The sequence below is a fragment of the Streptococcus sp. IsoGale021 genome (assembly GCF_031142795.1).
GTDB classification, from domain to species: domain Bacteria; phylum Bacillota; class Bacilli; order Lactobacillales; family Streptococcaceae; genus Streptococcus; species Streptococcus hominis.
The window spans coordinates 20,950-38,645 of record NZ_JAKZJH010000009.1 but is presented as its reverse complement, the minus strand read 5'-3'; the positions used below and the strand labels follow the sequence as shown (position 1 = coordinate 38,645).

Sequence of the window (17,696 nt, the reverse complement as noted above, 5' to 3'; positions counted from 1 at the left end):
CCTTCCTATTCTTTGTCAAATGGATGAATGATAACGCCTTGCACGACACGGTTGACAGTACCTGTCGGAGACGGTGTGTCTGGACGATTTTTCACTTTGAGAGCTGTCAACAAGGCAAATAATTGACCATAAACAATATAAGGGAATACGCGATAAACATCATCCACAAGATATTGACTAGAAAGAATGACTTGTTCAACATTTTCCAAATTTTCTTTTTGATCTGTCAATAAAATTACCTTGCGGGCAATCTCATCTCCAGCTACTTCTCGTACTAAGTCAAGATCGTATAATTTAGTATAAGTATCTGTCGAGCTAAATACCACAACGACCGTTTCTTCATTCACTAACGATTTTGGACCGTGGCGAAAACCGATGGGACTTTCATACATCGTTGCCACCTGTCCTGCGGTCAATTCCAAAATTTTCAGCTGGGCTTCATGCGCCAAGCCAAAGAAAGGACCTGCTCCCAGATAAATGACACGATTATAATCTAAGGAAACCATTTTTTGAATGGCTGCTGCTGAGTCTAACATCTCTTGGCTCAAGGCTATCAAAGCAGAAATTTTCTCTTCTTTTGTAACTAAGTCTGTTTTGTCAAAAACGAGCAAGGCCGTCAACATCATAGACGTAAAGCTCGATGTCATGGCAAAGCCAGCATCATTTGACGGCGCAGGTTGGAGCAATAGCAAATTGCGTTCATCACCATGTGCTTGCTGGGCTAATTTGCCTTCTGCTGCACATGTAATCGTGATTTGGTAAAGTTCCTCAACTATGTCTTTTGCCAAGTCAACTACCGCAACACTCTCTGGTGAATTGCCACTACGGGCAAAAGAAACCAAAACAGTCGGTACTTCCTTGTGTAAATACGCCAAAGGATTGGCTACAATATCCGTTGTTGCAATAGCGTTGAAATTCCACTTGCGTTCATCATACAGCTTTCTAAAATAAGGTACAAGCGTATCTCCGACATAGGCTGATGTTCCAGCCCCTGTCAAAATAACCTTGATATAGTCATGCTTTTCATCAATGCCATTTAGAAACGCTACAATCTCATCAGCTTGCGCTTTATAATTTTCAAAAGCTGTCTGCCAAACTTGCGGCTGTTGATAGATTTCCCGTGTGGTGATTTCCGCACCTAATTCAAGCAAGTCTTCCTTTGTATAATCTAGCATGGTTCTCCTTTCTGCTTTACAATGCTAACTAAAAGAAAGGGAGTGGGAAAATGATGATTTCAAAGAAATCCATTTTCTTGCCCCAGCCCCCTTAGTTATACAGATTGCTCATTGAAGCAATTCAAGCAAGGACGTGTTTTTCAGCGACTATTAGCTAGACACTCCTTTATTCATCTTCGTCATCGTTCATTTCTGCTAATACATCATTGACTTTCACAATGTATTTGTTCGCTTTTTCGATATATTTTGCTTCAACGCCAGTCAGGGCAGAATTGATAAATTCAATCACCATTGGCATATTCATCCCTGCATAAAGTTCAATTTGGAGTCCTTCCAAAATCAGACGGCTAACGACATTGCAAGGCGTTCCACCAAGCAGGTCGGCAAAGACGATGTAATCATCTAAATCTTTTACAGTTGCTGAAAATTTAGCAGTAAAATCGTCTATTCCTTCTTCTGGAAGCAGGGGAACTGTATGAATGAAGTCCAGTGGCCCCATAATCATTTCGGTGCTTTTCTTCAATTCTTCGCAAAAGCGACCGTGACTGACCAATACAAGTTGTTTTGTCATTTATAGAGAAGCTCCTTTTAAACACCTAAGATTGGTGTATGAGTAAAGTGTGAAAATGCAGAAACGCCAATTGCAATAATAATCACGATAAAGATTGCTTTTGTTGAATTCATACCTTTCTTACCAAGTAGCCAATAAACAAAACCTGTAAACAAGGCTGGCACCAAACGTGGGAAGATTTTATCCAATGTTTCTTGAAGATTGAAGGTGACACCACCGAAACTTTGTGTATAGGTAAACTTAAAGTTAATCATCGTAGCAATCAAGGCAGCCACCATGAAAACACCAAGAACTGTTGCAGCATCTGTGATGGCAGACAATTTGTCCTGCATGGTTGTAACTAATTTCACCCCTTCTTTATGGGCAAACTCCAGTTGTTTCCAACGGAAGACATTGATTGCGATTGTCACAGCTATCCAAAGGAAAATTCCAAGAGGATTGCCTTCAACAGCAAGTCCAGCAGCCAGACCACCCATAATAGCAGGAATAGTAGAACCAAAAATCGCATCGCCAATCGCTGCAAATGGCCCCATTAAACCAGTTTTAATCCCTGTAACGGTATCTTTAGCCGCAACTCCTTCATTTTCTTCAAGTGCTAGGTCAATCCCTGTTACTAAAGTATGGAAAAAGTTAGATGTGTTGAAGAATTGCGTATGTGTCCGCATCATTTCCTTTAATTCTGGCGTACCATCACCGTATATCTTACGCAACTGCGGCAAAATCATATAGAGATAACCTGATGCTTGCATACGCTCGTAGTTCCAACCCCATTGGAAAGTAAAGAGACTACGACGGTTGATTTGTTTAAAATCTTCTTTTGTTAATTTGTAATTAGAGTTCGTCATCGTCAATTTCCCCACTTTCTGATTGTTCTGCAGCAACAGTCACGACTTGTTTATTAGTCGCATTTTTATAGTTGATTGTTGCCAAGGCAAAGCCAATAATCGCAATCCCAATCATTGGTAGGCCTTCAAATTTTGCACCCCCAAGAGCTGTAGCGATTTGTTTGACAGCTCCTGAAGCAGCTGCCAATGTTGAAATATAGTCAAAAACAACTTTCAACATAGCTGTAATGGCAAAACCTAAACCAAGATAATGAAGATTTTTCTTGACCGGAAGGTAACGAAGCAAAATTGCAAAACCGACACCAGGAAGCATTTTACCTGCAAGAATCAATCCATCTGCAATCCATTGTGCATTATTGGCAAGCCAGTCTGAGAAGGCTTTTACAGCGTCTCCACCGAGCCACAAAGCCAGAAATACTGGAAGGGCACGTGAAAGTCCCCACGGAATGGCACCGAGTAAGTAATTGCGTTCAATGCCTTTGTAGTCAAACTTTTCAACCGCTGCATCAATACGATGTGCAAAGTAAGTCGTAGAGAAACGTCCAAGAACGTCTGTATAAACCAGCAAGGCTGCTACCGGAACGGCAATAGCTGAAATAGCGAGTTCTGATTTCATACCTGTTGCCACAGAGAATGCTGTTGCAAGAACCGCACCAGAAGTTGCGTCAATCCGAGAGGCACCACCGAATGTACCAACCCCAAGCACAACGAGTTGGAGACTACCACCAATAAACAAACCAGTCTTCAAATCTCCCATGACCAGACCAGTGATAAAACCTGCAAAAACAGGGGAGCCAGCTGATGAGTTAATCGTCAACTCATCCAAAATTTGATACGCTGAATATAGCGTCAGTAAGAGAATTTGCCACCATTGTATCATAACAATGACCTCCTAAATTTATTTCAATAATTTCATAAAGTCTTCAACTGGATCATTTGGAACCATTTGAGCCGTTAGAGTTACACCTTTTTCATGCAACTTGTTAAATACTACCACGTCTTCATCTACCACGTTAATTGAGCGTGTGATAGAACGCGTTTCAGGTGTTTGCGACATATTGCCTACATTGAGTGTTTCAATTGGCACACCTGCTTCTACTAATTTCAAAAAGCGGTCCGGTTTTTTCGCAACAATGAGCAGACGTTGACTATCATATTTGCCTGCTAAGATATTTTCAGCTGCTCTTGCGACTGGCAAAATACTCAATTTCACACCAGCTGGTGTTGCCAGCTTCAAGCCGCTTTTTTCAATAGCATTTTCTGCTACTTCATCATCCACGACCATAATCCGTGAAATATTGAGCTTAGTAGTCCAAAGATTAGCTACCTGTCCATGAATCAAACGTCCATCGATTCGATTCCCTACGATTGTCATAAATTTACCCCCTTTATCGTTTTAAATGTAGGTTTGTGAACTAAATGAATAAATTCGCTGTATTTCCCTTCGGTTTCAAAAATGATAATTCGATTTTGTCCGAGTTTTAACAAACTATGTGGAATATAAAGCGATAAGGTCGGTCCGACGTCCCAGAAGCGCCCAATATTGACACCGTTGACAAAGACAATTCCTTTGCCAAAGTGGGTCAAATCAATATACGTATCTTTAAGCACTTTCAATTCGACATCAAACGCATAGAAAGCCGGCTGGTTTTCATGCCATTCTTTCGTGAAATCAATTTTTTCTGGATGCTTGAAATTCAGCACGTACTGTTTCCAATGGAGCATAAAGTGCAAATCCTTGCAGACTCCAGTCCGAATGCCCTTGTGTTGCGTCTCTGCCAACAGTTTGTGCCCATAATTGACGCGCCCCATATTTTCCATCAAAATATCAATCTGATGCGTGGATTGCTTCTGCCTAGGAACAAAGATATCTTCACCAATTTCTGTCTGGTATTGAGTTGTGATACGGTTTCCATCGACAAAAAGTTGCATCCGGTCACGCGCATCAATGATACGAATCCGTTCCTCGTCCGCATCCCATTCCGCTTCTGTACGATAGAGCAGATAGCCAACATTTTGCCCCAGTTCCTCCATGTTCATAGGGTAAAGACTTTCGATTGGCTGCGCTACATCTTCTAAGGTTTCAAATAAACTAACTTTCTCACTGAGCGGAATATCCTTTAACTCAAACGATTCTTTTACCAAAGGCTCCATTTGTGGATACTCTGGATAATATTTTTTTAACATTTGCTGAATAGCAAAGTATTTAGGCGTTGGATTTCCTTGTTCATCAAGGAGAGCTTCATAATCATAAGATGTCACCTGCGGCAGGTCAATGCTGCCTCGCGCTGAACAGCCATTCATGAAACCAAAATTGGTTCCCCCGTGAAACATATAAAGGTTGATACTGCCTTGTTGCAAGACTTCGTGAACCGCTTCAGCCAACTCTTCTGGATCTCGCGTGACAACCGGCTCCTTCCAACGATTGAACCAACCGTCCCAAAATTCCATACACATGAGTGGCCACTTCTTGCCATGCTCATCAAAGAAAGCTTGCAGATTTGCAAAATTATAAGCAGCTTTAGAGCCGAAATTTCCCGTTACAAATACATCATCCTCAATAAGCGTTCCTGCCCGTAAGGTGCCTCGCCAAGGCCCGTCCGATGTAAAGAGCGGACAAGTCACACCTCGCTCTAGCATCATATCTCGAACAGCTCTCAAATATTCCTTATCTTCGCCATACGAGCCATATTCATTTTCGACCTGCATCATGAGAATGTTGCCGCCATTTTCCAAAAGATGCGGGACTAAGCGCGGAAGCAATTTATCATAATAGCTAGCAACTGCGGCAAAATAAGCAGGGTCAGAAGAACGAATTCTCATATCTTCTTCTAAAAGCCAAGCCGGCAAACCACCGAATTCCCATTCTGCACAAATGTAAGGCGACGGACGAAGCAAGGTATACAAGCCCAAATCTTGAGCGATTTGAAGAAATTTTTCTATATCAAGGCTACCTTCAAAATCAAATTGCCCTTTTTCCGGCTCATGCATATTCCAAGGAATATAGGTTTCTACCGTATTAAAGCCCAGAGCTTTCAAATTATAAAGCGAATGATACCAATCATCTGGCTGAATCCGAAAATAATGAATGGCACCAGACAATATTTTAAAAGGCTGTTGATTCAGATAAAATTCTTCTTTAATCTCAAATCTTGCCAAACCATTTCCTTCTTTCACACAATATTTTTGCAATCGTTTACATTGATTAATATAATATATTTTGTATGAAATGTCAATAGTTTTTGAAAAATTTAATAAATTTAACCATTTTAAGAAAAATTATGGTAAAATTTTTTATGAGAGGGAAGCGAAAGAGAGGTGAATAACATGGCAATCCCTAAATACCAATACATTAAAGATGAACTCAAAAGCAAGATTATCTCAGGTCAATTTGAGAATGGAGATAAATTTTATACAGAAGCTGAGCTAATCACAATGTACGATGTGAGTTCTATTACTGTTGTCAGAGCTTTAAATGAGCTAGCAAAAGACGGATATATCATTCGCCAGCAAGGAAAAGGAACATTTGTGTCGCGCGCGCGTAAGCACAAACTCGTTGAATTTTCTGACGTTGAGATATTTCCCACCCAAAATGATCAAGTGACCGTTTTATCGATCGAGCGCGGAAACGACTTGAAATTTCTTGATAAGTTAGATTTGAAGGGACACCAATTTTACTATAAAATCGAGAGACTTCGTAAAGCAAAAGATACTCCTTACATCTATCATCAATCCTATATCCCAGAGCAATATATCAATGCAAATTATCCAGATCTTGAATATTACAGCTCTATCTACAATCGCTTCAAACAAGACTATCATATTCACATGAATGATGAGCACTTTGAAGAAACTAATGAAATTATCTTCCCGACACCAGAAGCTGTTGCAACATTACTGGACATTGACACAAACTTCCCGACCGTCTTCCAAGTAAAAACAACACAGTTAGAAAGTACAGGACAAATTTTAGAGTATAGCGAAGCCTACAAACGTGGCGATTTCTTTAAAATCAAGTTCGTGTCACGCAGTGGAAATCACTAATTATTTTTACGCAAAGAACATCTGAATGCCAGTTGTTCTTTTTTATATCTTGAGATTATTATAACCTATCTAGACCAATTTTGAAACAAAAAAGTACTATTTCGAAAAAAATATATACTAAACACGAGACAAACTACTGTTCATCTCGCGTTTGTTTTATTTTAGGGAACTATATCGCAGTTTACACCAATCACAATATGTAGTATTTTGAAACAAGATTTTTGTAAATTTGACAATCATACTTTGTGGTTGTGTACAAGTATATAATTCCTTTATTTTAAATATCTTGCCTTTGATATTCTTACATCATGCTTAAAACAAGATTATAAAACAAAGCCCCTACGACACCGCCGACAATTGGACCTAGGACTGGAATCCAAGCATAGGACCAGTCAGAATCCCCTTTATTTGCGATTGGTAAAAGAGCATGCATGATACGCGGGCCCAAATCCCGTGCAGGATTGATTGCATAGCCTGTCGTTGGTCCAAGTGAGAAACCGACTGCAAAAATAACCGTTCCTACGATGATTGGACCCAAACCAGCAGCAACTTTATTTGGACCAATTGCCATAATCGTGATGACAAGAATGGCCGTTCCCAGTGCTTCCCCCAAAAAGTTAGAAGCTGTATGGCGAATGGCTGGTCCCGTTGAAAAGCTGGCTAAAATCAAGCCTGAATCTTTCGTTTCAGCCCAATAAGGGTAATAGTGAAGCCATAGAACAAAAGCCGCAGCCATGGCACCCAGCATTTGTGCAAGAATGAACGGAAAAACTTGTCCCCAACTAATCGCTCCAATAGAAGCCATTGCGAATGTGACCGCTGGATTCAAGTGAGCTGGACTGAAAAATCCAGATACATAAACCGCCACTGTACAAGCAATCCCCCAACCTAAAACGATAGCAACCCAGCCAGTTCCTTCCTCTTTTGTCTTGCTCAAAACATTCCCAGCAACAACCCCATCACCAAGCAATACTAGGATAAAGGTCCCTAAAAATTCACCGAGATACTGAATCATAATCTGCCTCCTTTATTTCTTAATTTCCAATTCTTTCAATTGTTCTTGGATAGTTGCCAAATCTGCACCAGCTTGCAAGAGAGCAGCTGCTGTATAAGCCCCTTCAACAATGGGAACATTGTTGATGATGATGTCTTTATCTGAAAAATCTGCCACCAGCTCCAGATTCATGCGAGCTGATCCAAGATCAAAGAAAGCTAAAATCTTCTCCGCTTTGTTAGCTTCCACAACCGTTTGGACTTGTTCAAAACTCGTACCAATGCCGCCATCTTCTGTACCGCCTACATAGGTCAGCACAACGTCTTTAGCAACTTCTGAAATTAAATCCACAAGGCCTTGAGCAATCCATTTTGAATGAGAAACGATGACAATCCCAACTTCTGTCATGCTTTTTCCTCCACTTCTAGCAAGGCTTCAAAAAGCAAGCCTGACGAATACGAACCGGGGTCAATATGTCCGATAGAACGCTCTCCGACATAAGAAGCCCGACCCTTCGTTGCTTTCATATCTTTCGTCGCTTCAACCAAAGTATGAATGGTTTCTTTGGTCAATTCTCCTTTTTGAAGAGCCATCACCACACCAGACCAGACATCCACCATGGTTTTTTCACCCGGAACAGCCTTTCCTCGCTTTTGAATCATATCAAGCCCTGCTTGAACAGCATCCGCCAAGCTAGTACCCTCTTTTTCAGCCTTCATTATTCCCATAAAGGCTGAGCCATAAAGGGGGCCAGAAGCCCCGCCAACCTTGCTAAGCAATTGCATGGAGACAACTTGAAAGACTTCTGCTGAATTGGCAAAATCCTTTCCTTCCAGATTTTCAACGACAGCTGCCATGCCACGCGCCATATTGCCACCGTGGTCTCCGTCACCAATGGGCGTGTCTAACTCTGACAAGTAGTCTTTGTTGGCTTGAATTTTTTCATTAAAGAGAAGCATCCATTTCTTTGCTAATGCTGCATCCATATCGTACCTCCTACCAAGCAATCGTTGCAACTGGACTGTTCAAAGCTTCCAGCCAGTCTTCACGTTCCAATTTGACAAAGGTCAGAGAAATGCCTGCCATGTCAATAGATGTCATGTAGTTTCCTAATTTCTTGTAAACAACTTCCAAACCTGCTGCTGCGAGAATTTCAGCCACATCGTTGGCAAAGACGTATTGTTCCATGAGCGGTGTTGCACCCATGCCATTGATAAGGATTCCGATTTTATCTCCTGCTTTGAGTTCAAAAGAGCCTTTCAATTTTGCCACTAATTCTTGTGCCAAGTCTTTAGACGGCTGCATTTTTTCTTTGCGATAGCCGGGCTCTCCATGAATGCCGATTCCAAATTCAATTTCATCATCAGCAAGCACAAAGCCAGGTTTCCCAACTTCAGGAACGGTTGCTCCACTGAGAGCCAGCCCAACCGTATGAATCTGAGGAACCAATTCATCAGCCAAGGCCTTGATTTCACTCAGTGATTTTCCAGACCGCGCAGCATTTCCCAAAATCTTATGAACCAAAATGGTACCAGCAACTCCACGGCGACCTTGCGTATAAAGGCTATCTTCAACAGCAATATCGTCATCTACAACAACACTTGCCACCTCGATGCCTTCCATTTCTGCCATATCCTGCGCCATTTCAAAGTTCATGATGTCACCGGAGTAATTCTTGATCACCATGAACACACCTGCGCCCTCGTCTGCTTCTTTGATTGCCTGCAAGACTTGGTCAGGAGTTGGGGAAGTAAAGACCGCTCCGCAAATCGCAGCTGACAACATACCATCGCCCACAAAGCCAGCATGAGCAGGCTCATGACCGCTCCCGCCACCTGAGATAATCGCTACCTTGCCAGATTTTTTGCTATTTCGAGCAATGATGTCAAAGCCTTCTACACGATACACCAAATCACTATGGATATAAGCCAAACCGTCTAGCATTTCGTCCACAACAGCCGTTGGTTGATTGATAATTTTTTTCATGAGTTTCTCCTTTGCTTTATTTTTCTTATTTTTATTGTAAAATTCTTTGCTCCATTTTGGAACGGACAAAAGCAAAAATATGTCCCACTTTTTTAGTTTTCCTATTGCATCATTCATGATAAACTAAGAATAGAACTAAAAAGACTGAGGAGGGAAGATGGCAACATCCTTAATCACGAAAAAAAGGATTGCCAAATCCTTTAAAAAATTACTGACCGAACAAGCTTTTGAAAAAATCTCTGTTCGGCAAATTATGGAAGACGCCGGTATTCGCAGGCAAACTTTTTACAATCATTTTCTGGATAAGTACGAATTATTAGAATGGATTTTTCAGACGGAGTTACGAGAGCAAGTCACAGATAATCTGGAATATATCTCTGGCTATCAGCTGCTGCAAGAATTGCTGCACTATTTTAGCGTCAATAAGAGTTTTTATGCACAATTATTTGACATCGTTGACCAAAATGACTTTTCTTCTTATTTTCAAACCTACTGTCAACAGCTTGTAGCCAAACTCGTCAGAGAATATCATTCCCGTCCTTTCCATTCTGAAATGGAGTATCATTTTTTCATTCATTATCACAGTCAAGCGCTCGCAAATGCTATCAAACATCTGCTGGATTTATCTGAGCAAGATTACCAGCAACAGGCGCAGCTCTTAACACAACTAATCAAAACAGCTATAGAAAATTAAGGCAAGTATATGGTTCACATTATCAATTCAATTCATTCAAGCATTCAGCAAAACATCAATGCAATCACCCGCATGTATCCTCACCTTTCACAGCTGAAACAACTTCCCGTTATTTATCATAATCAGCACGATTCTTCTGTCGTGCCCATTATTTCGGGTGGCGGCAGCGGTCATGAGCCGGCTCATGCTGGCTATGTGGGTGATGGTATGTTAGCCGCTGCCATTAGTGGCCCCATTTTTGTGCCACCCTGTGCAGAGCATATTTTAGAAACCATTCGTTTTCTGCATCAAGGCAAGGGCGTTTTTGTCATTATTAAAAACTTCGATGCCGATATTAAAGAATTTTCCCAAGCCATTTATCAAGCACGCAAAGAAGGAATTCCAGTCAAATACGTCATTTCCCATGATGATATTTCAGTCGAAAAAAGCAACTTCCAAATCCGTCACCGCGGGGTTGCAGGAACAATTCTCTTACATAAAATTCTCGGGCAGGCTGCCAAAGAAGGAGCAAACTTGGATGAGTTGGAAAAGCTCGCTCTTTCTCTGTCCACCTCCATTGCGACACTAGGAGTCGCAACAAAATCTGCCACCTTACCAAGCAAGCAGTTGCCTATCTTTGATTTGCCCCAAGGTCAAATTTCCTACGGAATAGGAATCCATGGTGAGCCCGGTTATCGGATGGTTCCGTTTGAATCTTCCGAGTTGCTCGCTGTTGAGCTCGTCAACAAAATCAAAATGAAATTCAAGTGGCAAGAAGGACAAGAATTTATTCTCCTCATCAATAACTTAGGCGGCACTTCAAAATTGGAAGAACTCGTTTTCACAGATGACATTCTTCAACTGTTGGATATAGAAGGCTTGAAACTGCCCTTTGTCAAAACAGGTCACCTCATCACAAGCCTAGATATGGCAGGACTTTCTGTTACCCTCTGTCGTGTTTCCGACAGTTTCTGGCTGAGGGCCTTAGAAACCCCAACCAATGCTTTTGCTTGGTGAGAGAGCAAAAATCCAGTGAAATCAAGCCTGATTTTACTGGATTTTTTAGTTTGTTTTAATCCAAACCTATACGGTGGAAAATATCATCCACACGCTTAGTGTAGTAAACTGGGTCAAAAATATCGTCAATTTCCTCTGGTGTTAAACGAGAGATCACAGCTTCATCAGCTTCTAGTAGCGGACGAAAATCTGTTTGATTGTCCCAAGAATAAGCCGTCTTAGGCTGTACTAAATCATAAGCTTCTTCACGTGTCATGCCTTTTTCAATCAGACTCAGCATAACGCGCTGACTATAAATAAGACCAAAAGTTGAGTTCATATTGCGGCGCATATTTTCAGGGAAAACAGTCAGATTCTTAACGATATTGCCGAAGCGATTAAGCATGTAGTCAATCAAAATAGTCGTGTCAGGTGTGATAATGCGCTCTGCTGAAGAATGCGAAATATCACGTTCATGCCAAAGCGACACGTTTTCATAAGCCGTCACCATGTGACCGCGAATGACACGCGCCAGACCGGTCATGTTTTCAGAACCGATTGGGTTGCGTTTGTGAGGCATAGCAGAGCTACCTTTTTGTCCCTTGGCAAAGAATTCTTCTACTTCACGCTGCTCGGATTTTTGCAGACCGCGGATTTCAGTCGCCATGCGCTCGATTGATGTGGCAATGCTAGCAAGTACTGCAAAATACTCGGCGTGCAGGTCACGCGGTAAGACTTGGGTCGAAATTTCCTGAGCACGAATGCCTAATTTGTCACAAACATATTTTTCCACAAATGGCGGAATGTTGGCAAAGTTCCCAACAGCACCTGAAATTTTCCCAGCTTCCACACCAGCGGCAGCATGTTCAAAACGCTCAATATTACGCTTCATTTCACTGTACCAAGTTGCCAGCTTGAGACCAAAAGTTGTAGGCTCCGCATGCACCCCATGAGTACGACCCATCATGATGGTGAACTTGTGCTCCTTAGCCTTATCAGCGATGATATTGGTGAAGTTTTCAAGATCACGACGGATGATGTCGTCGGCCTGCTTGTAGAGGTAACCGTAGGCAGTATCCACCACGTCGGTAGAGGTCAAACCATAGTGGACCCACTTACGCTCTTCACCAAGAGTCTCAGAAACCGCACGTGTGAAAGCCACCACATCGTGGCGAGTCTCTTGCTCAATCTCCAAGATGCGGTCGATGTCAAAGTCCGCTTTTTCGCGAATCAAAGCCACATCTTCCTTAGGGATTTCCCCCAACTCAGCCCATGCCTCATCAGCCAAGATTTCCACCTCAAGCCAAGCACGGTATTTATTTTCTTCACTCCAAATGTTCGCCATCTCAGGGCGAGAGTAACGGTTGATCATGGTTAATTCTCCTTAATTTTTTGGTGTATATAGGTCTTTATAGAATTTGTCATTAAAAGATTTAAATTTATTGTCTTGACTATCTAGTTTTCCCCTAAAATAAATATACTCAGGTTTTTTATCTATTAAATCAGCAATATTTCTTGTATTAGAACGTTTTTGTATCTGCTCTAAACTTGAATATATATTCGGATAGTCAGAGTCTATAAATTGTATCTGTAGTATTTTTTTATTAAAACTTGCAATAGAAACTTGAGCTAAACCGTAAAATATCCTTTGTTTATCCTTCACAAGAGGTTTTTTAATATCAACAAAATATTCATCCAGAGAAATTAATTCATCTTCTATTCTGATATTTTTAAAACTATTATTAATTTGCGGATCTTCATAAAGTTCTACAAATGTAGCCACAGCAGAAAGTTGTCTATCTTGAACTTGATTTCTATGAATATTTGCTTGAGAGGAACTTATTGAATGCTCGGCAGTATCAAGTGAGGCAACACTCCCCCCCTTTACCCTTGCTTTACTCAATGACTTCTTAACAGATATTATTCCACTATCTGAAATTGTCTCTTTAGCCTTATGAACTTCTTTATTCACTTGTTCCTTATTTTCTTGTGCGGATATGCAAGTACAACCTTCAACATGTAGTTCATCGTTGTGAGATGGTTTAAAATAAAACCTTTTTCCATCACTCTTTTTCCAGTTTGTACAAGTTAAAGGAATTAAGCATTCTTCATCAATACACCTAAAATTATTTTTAGAATTAAGCCTACCTTCAAGAGAAAGCCTATGTGCTCTAATTGCACTAATATTATCTTTCAATTCTATACTATATGCTTGTTCAACCACGAACTACCACATCCCATTCTTTCAATTTTTTTACTAATAATACTTTCTATCTATCTTCAACCTATTCTTTATCTGCTCAATAAAAGGCTTAAGGCGTCTATACGCTAATTTGCTAAGCTTTAACTCATATTTAATTTCTTTCCTTTGTTCAGCAATCAAGTGAATTCCATTTCTATAACTATAAATCTCAATTATTTCTGCGGGCAAATCTTTTACACTATCCTCACTATAAATTTTACCAATTAAATTCAAATTCTCAGCTGTTCGACATTTATCATCAAATCGAATTGAAGTCTTTTGTTTTTTCTTTCTCGTATAATATACCGTGTGTATTTCTTTACTATCATGAGATAGCTCAGCTTGTAATTTCTCCCTCTTGTCTTGTGGAATACATATATTAATAGGTACGTTGTCTTGATGAGTTAGATCCACATACTCAGGAGTATCTGAATAATAGGTATTTAAAACATACTCTAGCACTGCTTCATAGATTGATGCATAAGAAAGAATTTGACTCCTAATTTGAAATCTTAAATGTATATCAGTTGCTTCTAGTCCCTCATATAATTTATAAGCGTATCTAACAGATTGAAATTCTTCTATAATCCGTTTTTTTAAATCAGAATCTTTTATAAAATCAAATTCTTCTTCATACCAATCTTCTTTAGGTAGATGACTTTCACAATATTTTTTAATTTCTTCTTGAATACTTTTTGGTAATGGCATGATAGCTCCTTAAAACTCCTCCACACTATCCGGCGCATCACTAAACACAGTTACATGCCCTAGCTTGCGGTTGCGCTTGTCTTCTATGGTCACTTATTTACCGCCCACTCCGCCGCTTTCTCTGCATGAATCACCGTTGTGTCGTAGAGAGGCAAGTCAGTGTCGGTTTGCTTGACGAGGAGACCAATCTCGGTGCAACCCAAGATAACAGCCTCAGCACCTGCTTTTTTCAAATCATCTATAACGGCAAGATAAGTCTGCTTTGAGCTTTCTTTGATATCCCCTAGACAGAGTTCGTCATAAATAATTCGATTGACCTCTGTAATGCCTACTTGGTCTGGAATCAGCACTTCTAATCCAGACTCTATTAATTTCTCCTTGTAAAAATCTTGGGTCATGGTGTACTTGGTCCCTAGGAGGCCGACTTTTTGAATACCGTCAGCCAACAAGGCCTGCGCGGTTGCTTGTGCAATATGCAAGATTGGAATCGTAATCTGCTCTTGTATCTGCGGAGCAACCTTGTGCATGGTGTTGGTGCAAATAACGATGAAATCTGCACCAGCTTGCTCCAAGCGCTGAGCAATATCTGTCAAAAGTTGACCGCTTTTCTCCCAGTCCCCAACTGCTTGATAATGCTCAATCTCTGCAAAATCAACACTATAAAGCAGAATCTTAGCTGAATGCAAGCCACCCAACTCTTTTTTGATGGTTTCGTTGATGATTTGGTAGTAAGATGTGGTACTTTCCCAACTCATACCACCAATCAGACCGATAGTTTTCATAGACTAATTAAATTCCTCCTTACTTATTGTCACCGACGGATAATGCGGCAGGGTGTTAAGGTCAGTATCCAGCGGCAAATCGTAGATTGCCAAATAATTGTCTGGGTACTGAGCTGTCAGTTCTTGATATTTGGCCTTTACTTTTTCATGGTCGGCACTGGCAAAGAACACTTCCACAACAGCCCCAGTCTTTTCTTTTTCAACAAATGCGTTGACGATGAGTTGAATCATAGAAACCTCCTATATCACAATTCAACATCTAACTTTAAAATATCTCCCTTTTCTCCATAATGGAGAAGCCGCAGATATTCTCCCCAAACTCTGGACTTGCCAATGTCTGTATTCATCCAGCTATCCCGACCAATCTCAACATCCTTGTAAAAAGCATTGAAGGTATATGGGATGTAGCGAAGATGCTTTGGCAAGTGCTGAGCCAAGGTCCGCCATTGCCTACCAGTCGCGTGACTTTTGCAAATGAACATAACGGTCTCAACAGTATTAAAATCAAAAATTTCTTTGGCAAACAGTACGTTTTCTAAAGTATTGCTAGAGGAGTTTTCAGATTTAATTGCTTCTTCAGGAATGCCCGCAGCCATCAGATGCTGGATAATAACCTCTGCCTCTGTATGTCCATTCCAATCTGGATGAGGCGTTCCTGTCAAACTTCGACCGCCGCTCACAATAATTCGTCTTACATAGCTTTTTTGATAAGCCTCAATAGCTTTTTCCCAGTGGCCTGGGTGAGTCCCGCTGAAAACAAATAAAACATCACACGGCTGAGGTCCGATTATTTCTCCAAAAACACTCTTAGTCAAAAAAGAGATTTCTTTAGCAGAGAATTCTTTCGGAACTTCTGGACTTTTTGGGATAATTGGTCTCATCAATAACATTTCCTCCACAGAGTTTTCTTAAAAATCAATCCCTTTCCCAAACTCAACCACACTATCCGCATCATCACTAAACAAAGTCACGTGTCCCATCTTGCGGTTGTGCTTCGCTTCTATTTTACCATACATGTGGAGGTGGACGCTTGGATTTTCTGTGACATATTTTTCAGCAGCCTCGACATGCTGGCCGAGTACATTGAGCATGACAGCTGGGGCATAGAGTTTGATGGCTGGGAGAGGTTGGCCGAGGACGCCTAGGATATGGGTGTCAAACTGCGAAAAGTCACAAGCTTCAATCGAATAATGCCCTGAGTTATGTGGACGAGGCGCAATTTCATTAACGATGATGTCATCAGCTGTCGCAAACATTTCCACGCAAAGAGTTCCAGATAAATTAAGCTGTTCAGCTATTCGCACTGCCATGGTTTTTGCTTTTGCTGCTAGACCATCAGAAATGCGAGCAGGCACAATGGTTTTTGAAAGAATGTTGTTACGGTGGATATTTTCCTGAACTGGGAAAACCGTCACATCCTTACCATTACCAGACACAATGACCGATATTTCCATGGTGAAGGGGACAAAATCCTCTAGCACACAAAGAGTCTGGTCTGCCAAATCATGTGCAGTCGCTAAGCTCTCCTCATCTCTAATGACGACTTGGCCGTGACCGTCGTAGCCACCCGTTGCTGTTTTCAGCACGCGCTTAGTCGAAAAGTCATAGTCTGCAAGATCTGCTGATGAGCGGATAATTCGATAAGGAGCCAAATCTACGCCAGTGCTTGAGAGAAATTCTTTCTCGTGTACTCGGTTTTGCGAAATACGTAGCAGCCTCGTTCCTTGCGGCAGATCTGCCAAATCAGCCACCGCATCTAAGCTGTCTGCGTCCACATTTTCAAATTCATAAGTCAGGACATCACAGCGCTCAGCTAATTGATGAAGAGCCGCCACGTCATCATAAGGAGCAACAATAACCTCACTGACACGAGCAGCTGGACAATTAGCAGCTGGGTCTAGCGTAATGACTTTGTGACCTCGATAAATTGCAGCAATCGCCATCATTTGTCCTAATTGACCGCCACCGATAATTCCAATCGTTTTAGTTGAGTTCATTGCTAGACTCCTCAGCAATCTTTCCTTGTTTTTCTACAAAATCAGCTAGTGCTTGGGCAATTTTGGCATCTTCAACAGACAGCAAGCGCAAAGCAAAGAGCGCTGCATTGGTCGCACCCGCTTCGCCGATAGCCATTGTTGCCACAGGCACGCCGCCAGGCATTTGCACGATAGAGTAAAGTGAGTCCACTCCGCTCAAAGCACGAGATTTGACAGGCACACCGATAACCGGCAACGTTGTTTTAGCTGCTACCATACCCGGCAGATGAGCTGCACCGCCAGCCCCTGCAATGATAACCTTAATCCCACGGCCACGCGCTTCCTCAGCATATCGAAACATAAGGTCTGGCGTTCGGTGAGCTGAGACCACCTTTTTTTCATAAACAACACCGAAGTCCTCAAGAACTTGGGCTGCCTTTTTCATGGTTTCCCAGTCGGATTTAGAGCCCATAATGATAGAAATAATTGGTTGCATAATTTCTCCTTTTTCAAGCCTGCCTTAGGCTGTAGAGGCGTCGTGAACCTTCTTGCGTGTGATGCTACGCTTTTCTTCTCATCTTTTCTTAAAAGCCGAGGAAAAGCTAACATCCCATCTAAAAAATCTTCTTGACTAGGTTTGTAGACCTTTGAGCTACAAACTTTCCTAAAATACCACAGTGATAACAGACATAGTTTCATAACGA

Annotated in this window: 21 protein-coding genes; 3 read left to right on the top strand and 18 right to left on the bottom strand. The window is 41.3% G+C overall.

Annotated features, from left to right (window positions below; all coding sequences use genetic code 11):
* Window positions 1-5 precede the first annotated feature (5 nt).
* The 6 genes from RG565_RS07320 to RG565_RS07295 all read right to left on the bottom strand — a co-directional run bounded on the left by RG565_RS07320 (window position 6) and on the right by RG565_RS07295 (window position 5,750).
* Complete coding sequence (locus tag RG565_RS07320; RefSeq protein WP_247937283.1) at window positions 6-1,175, bottom strand: SIS domain-containing protein; 1,170 nt, start codon at window positions 1,173-1,175, stop codon at window positions 6-8.
* A 166-nt stretch (window positions 1,176-1,341) separates the two neighbouring features.
* Complete coding sequence (locus tag RG565_RS07315; protein WP_003032047.1) at window positions 1,342-1,746, bottom strand: PTS sugar transporter subunit IIA; 405 nt, start codon at window positions 1,744-1,746, stop codon at window positions 1,342-1,344.
* A gap of 17 nt (window positions 1,747-1,763) precedes the next feature.
* Complete coding sequence (locus RG565_RS07310) at window positions 1,764-2,591, bottom strand: PTS system mannose/fructose/sorbose family transporter subunit IID (RefSeq protein WP_003036938.1); 828 nt, start codon at window positions 2,589-2,591, stop codon at window positions 1,764-1,766.
* Entirely contained in the window at window positions 2,578-3,471 is an 894-nt protein-coding gene (locus RG565_RS07305) for a PTS mannose/fructose/sorbose/N-acetylgalactosamine transporter subunit IIC (RefSeq protein ID WP_003027207.1), read from the bottom strand. Before RG565_RS07305 ends, RG565_RS07310 begins: the two co-directional genes overlap by 14 nt.
* An 18-nt stretch (window positions 3,472-3,489) precedes the next feature.
* Window positions 3,490-3,966 (bottom strand): PTS system mannose/fructose/N-acetylgalactosamine-transporter subunit IIB, encoded by a 477-nt coding sequence (locus tag RG565_RS07300; RefSeq protein ID WP_037618939.1) that lies wholly within the window; start codon window positions 3,964-3,966, stop codon window positions 3,490-3,492.
* Entirely contained in the window at window positions 3,963-5,750 is a 1,788-nt protein-coding gene (locus tag RG565_RS07295; protein ID WP_247937284.1) for a beta-galactosidase family protein, read from the bottom strand. The genes RG565_RS07300 and RG565_RS07295 overlap by 4 nt, the downstream gene beginning before the upstream one ends.
* 168 nt (window positions 5,751-5,918) lie before the next feature.
* Between RG565_RS07295 and RG565_RS07290 the strand changes: the two genes are divergently transcribed.
* Window positions 5,919-6,635 (top strand): GntR family transcriptional regulator, encoded by a 717-nt coding sequence (locus tag RG565_RS07290; RefSeq protein WP_021001162.1) that lies wholly within the window; start codon window positions 5,919-5,921, stop codon window positions 6,633-6,635.
* Window positions 6,636-6,936: 301 nt separating this feature from the next.
* On the opposite strand, the gene RG565_RS07285 is transcribed toward RG565_RS07290, so the two are convergent.
* The 4 genes from RG565_RS07285 to dhaK are packed head-to-tail and all read right to left on the bottom strand — an operon-like array spanning window position 6,937 to window position 9,615.
* Complete coding sequence (locus tag RG565_RS07285) at window positions 6,937-7,650, bottom strand: MIP/aquaporin family protein (RefSeq protein WP_247937285.1); 714 nt, start codon at window positions 7,648-7,650, stop codon at window positions 6,937-6,939.
* Window positions 7,651-7,662: 12 nt separating this feature from the next.
* Window positions 7,663-8,037 (bottom strand): dihydroxyacetone kinase phosphoryl donor subunit DhaM, encoded by a 375-nt coding sequence (gene dhaM / locus RG565_RS07280; protein ID WP_151380428.1) that lies wholly within the window; start codon window positions 8,035-8,037, stop codon window positions 7,663-7,665.
* On the bottom strand, window positions 8,034-8,615 hold the full coding sequence (gene dhaL / locus RG565_RS07275; protein WP_003027194.1) for a dihydroxyacetone kinase subunit DhaL: 582 nt from the start codon (window positions 8,613-8,615) through the stop codon (window positions 8,034-8,036). Before dhaL ends, dhaM begins: the two co-directional genes overlap by 4 nt.
* A 10-nt stretch (window positions 8,616-8,625) precedes the next feature.
* On the bottom strand, window positions 8,626-9,615 hold the full coding sequence (dhaK, locus tag RG565_RS07270) for a dihydroxyacetone kinase subunit DhaK (RefSeq protein ID WP_268732217.1): 990 nt from the start codon (window positions 9,613-9,615) through the stop codon (window positions 8,626-8,628).
* 157 nt (window positions 9,616-9,772) lie between these two features.
* Between dhaK and dhaS the strand changes: the two genes are divergently transcribed.
* Window positions 9,773-10,309, top strand: coding sequence for a dihydroxyacetone kinase transcriptional activator DhaS (gene dhaS / locus RG565_RS07265; protein WP_003027958.1), 537 nt, complete (start codon window positions 9,773-9,775; stop codon window positions 10,307-10,309).
* Between the two features lie 9 nt (window positions 10,310-10,318).
* Window positions 10,319-11,305 carry a DhaKLM operon coactivator DhaQ gene (gene dhaQ / locus RG565_RS07260; protein ID WP_247937288.1) on the top strand — a complete coding sequence of 329 codons (987 nt, stop codon included), beginning with the start codon at window positions 10,319-10,321 and terminating at the stop codon, window positions 11,303-11,305.
* Window positions 11,306-11,360: 55 nt separating this feature from the next.
* Here the strand turns inward: dhaQ and purB are convergent, their stop codons facing one another.
* The 8 genes from purB to purE all read right to left on the bottom strand — a co-directional run bounded on the left by purB (window position 11,361) and on the right by purE (window position 17,488).
* The gene (gene purB, locus RG565_RS07255; RefSeq protein ID WP_247937289.1) at window positions 11,361-12,656 is read right to left on the bottom strand and encodes an adenylosuccinate lyase; all 1,296 of its coding nucleotides are present in this window, start codon (window positions 12,654-12,656) and stop codon (window positions 11,361-11,363) included.
* A gap of 12 nt (window positions 12,657-12,668) precedes the next feature.
* The gene (locus RG565_RS07250) at window positions 12,669-13,508 is read right to left on the bottom strand and encodes a hypothetical protein (protein ID WP_247937290.1); all 840 of its coding nucleotides are present in this window, start codon (window positions 13,506-13,508) and stop codon (window positions 12,669-12,671) included.
* Between the two features lie 33 nt (window positions 13,509-13,541).
* The gene (locus RG565_RS07245) at window positions 13,542-14,234 is read right to left on the bottom strand and encodes a hypothetical protein (protein ID WP_247937291.1); all 693 of its coding nucleotides are present in this window, start codon (window positions 14,232-14,234) and stop codon (window positions 13,542-13,544) included.
* Between the two features lie 89 nt (window positions 14,235-14,323).
* A complete protein-coding gene (locus RG565_RS07240) occupies window positions 14,324-15,016 on the bottom strand; it encodes an aspartate/glutamate racemase family protein (protein WP_247937292.1) in 693 nt (230 codons plus the stop codon).
* Between the two features lie 3 nt (window positions 15,017-15,019).
* Entirely contained in the window at window positions 15,020-15,247 is a 228-nt protein-coding gene (locus RG565_RS07235; protein WP_247937293.1) for a phosphoribosylaminoimidazole carboxylase, read from the bottom strand.
* Between the two features lie 14 nt (window positions 15,248-15,261).
* Window positions 15,262-15,897: a YdcF family protein gene (locus RG565_RS07230; protein WP_247937294.1), complete on the bottom strand. Its 636-nt coding sequence runs from the start codon at window positions 15,895-15,897 to the stop codon at window positions 15,262-15,264.
* 27 nt (window positions 15,898-15,924) lie between these two features.
* Window positions 15,925-17,013, bottom strand: coding sequence for a 5-(carboxyamino)imidazole ribonucleotide synthase (gene purK / locus RG565_RS07225; RefSeq protein ID WP_247937295.1), 1,089 nt, complete (start codon window positions 17,011-17,013; stop codon window positions 15,925-15,927).
* A complete protein-coding gene (gene purE / locus RG565_RS07220; protein ID WP_022525246.1) occupies window positions 17,000-17,488 on the bottom strand; it encodes a 5-(carboxyamino)imidazole ribonucleotide mutase in 489 nt (162 codons plus the stop codon). Before purE ends, purK begins: the two co-directional genes overlap by 14 nt.
* Between the last annotated feature and the right edge of the window lie 208 nt (window positions 17,489-17,696).

What these genes read in the sequence shown, in the direction of transcription:
- RG565_RS07240 (WP_247937292.1), bottom strand. Translation starts at nt 15,016, where the DNA reads ATGAAAACTATCGGTCTGATTGGTGGTATGAGTTGGGAAAGTACCACA.
- RG565_RS07290 (WP_021001162.1), top strand. Translation starts at nt 5,919, where the DNA reads ATGGCAATCCCTAAATACCAATACATTAAAGATGAACTCAAAAGCAAG.
- RG565_RS07315 (WP_003032047.1), bottom strand. Translation starts at nt 1,746, where the DNA reads ATGACAAAACAACTTGTATTGGTCAGTCACGGTCGCTTTTGCGAAGAA.
- dhaS (WP_003027958.1), top strand. Translation starts at nt 9,773, where the DNA reads ATGGCAACATCCTTAATCACGAAAAAAAGGATTGCCAAATCCTTTAAA.
- RG565_RS07235 (WP_247937293.1), bottom strand. Translation starts at nt 15,247, where the DNA reads ATGATTCAACTCATCGTCAACGCATTTGTTGAAAAAGAAAAGACTGGG.
- dhaK (WP_268732217.1), bottom strand. Translation starts at nt 9,615, where the DNA reads ATGAAAAAAATTATCAATCAACCAACGGCTGTTGTGGACGAAATGCTA.
- RG565_RS07285 (WP_247937285.1), bottom strand. Translation starts at nt 7,650, where the DNA reads ATGATTCAGTATCTCGGTGAATTTTTAGGGACCTTTATCCTAGTATTG.
- dhaM (WP_151380428.1), bottom strand. Translation starts at nt 8,037, where the DNA reads ATGACAGAAGTTGGGATTGTCATCGTTTCTCATTCAAAATGGATTGCT.
- RG565_RS07305 (WP_003027207.1), bottom strand. Translation starts at nt 3,471, where the DNA reads ATGATACAATGGTGGCAAATTCTCTTACTGACGCTATATTCAGCGTAT.
- dhaQ (WP_247937288.1), top strand. Translation starts at nt 10,319, where the DNA reads ATGGTTCACATTATCAATTCAATTCATTCAAGCATTCAGCAAAACATC.
- purE (WP_022525246.1), bottom strand. Translation starts at nt 17,488, where the DNA reads ATGCAACCAATTATTTCTATCATTATGGGCTCTAAATCCGACTGGGAA.
- purB (WP_247937289.1), bottom strand. Translation starts at nt 12,656, where the DNA reads ATGATCAACCGTTACTCTCGCCCTGAGATGGCGAACATTTGGAGTGAA.
- RG565_RS07300 (WP_037618939.1), bottom strand. Translation starts at nt 3,966, where the DNA reads ATGACAATCGTAGGGAATCGAATCGATGGACGTTTGATTCATGGACAG.
- dhaL (WP_003027194.1), bottom strand. Translation starts at nt 8,615, where the DNA reads ATGGATGCAGCATTAGCAAAGAAATGGATGCTTCTCTTTAATGAAAAA.
- RG565_RS07310 (WP_003036938.1), bottom strand. Translation starts at nt 2,591, where the DNA reads ATGACGAACTCTAATTACAAATTAACAAAAGAAGATTTTAAACAAATC.
- RG565_RS07245 (WP_247937291.1), bottom strand. Translation starts at nt 14,234, where the DNA reads ATGCCATTACCAAAAAGTATTCAAGAAGAAATTAAAAAATATTGTGAA.
- purK (WP_247937295.1), bottom strand. Translation starts at nt 17,013, where the DNA reads ATGAACTCAACTAAAACGATTGGAATTATCGGTGGCGGTCAATTAGGA.
- RG565_RS07230 (WP_247937294.1), bottom strand. Translation starts at nt 15,897, where the DNA reads ATGAGACCAATTATCCCAAAAAGTCCAGAAGTTCCGAAAGAATTCTCT.
- RG565_RS07320 (WP_247937283.1), bottom strand. Translation starts at nt 1,175, where the DNA reads ATGCTAGATTATACAAAGGAAGACTTGCTTGAATTAGGTGCGGAAATC.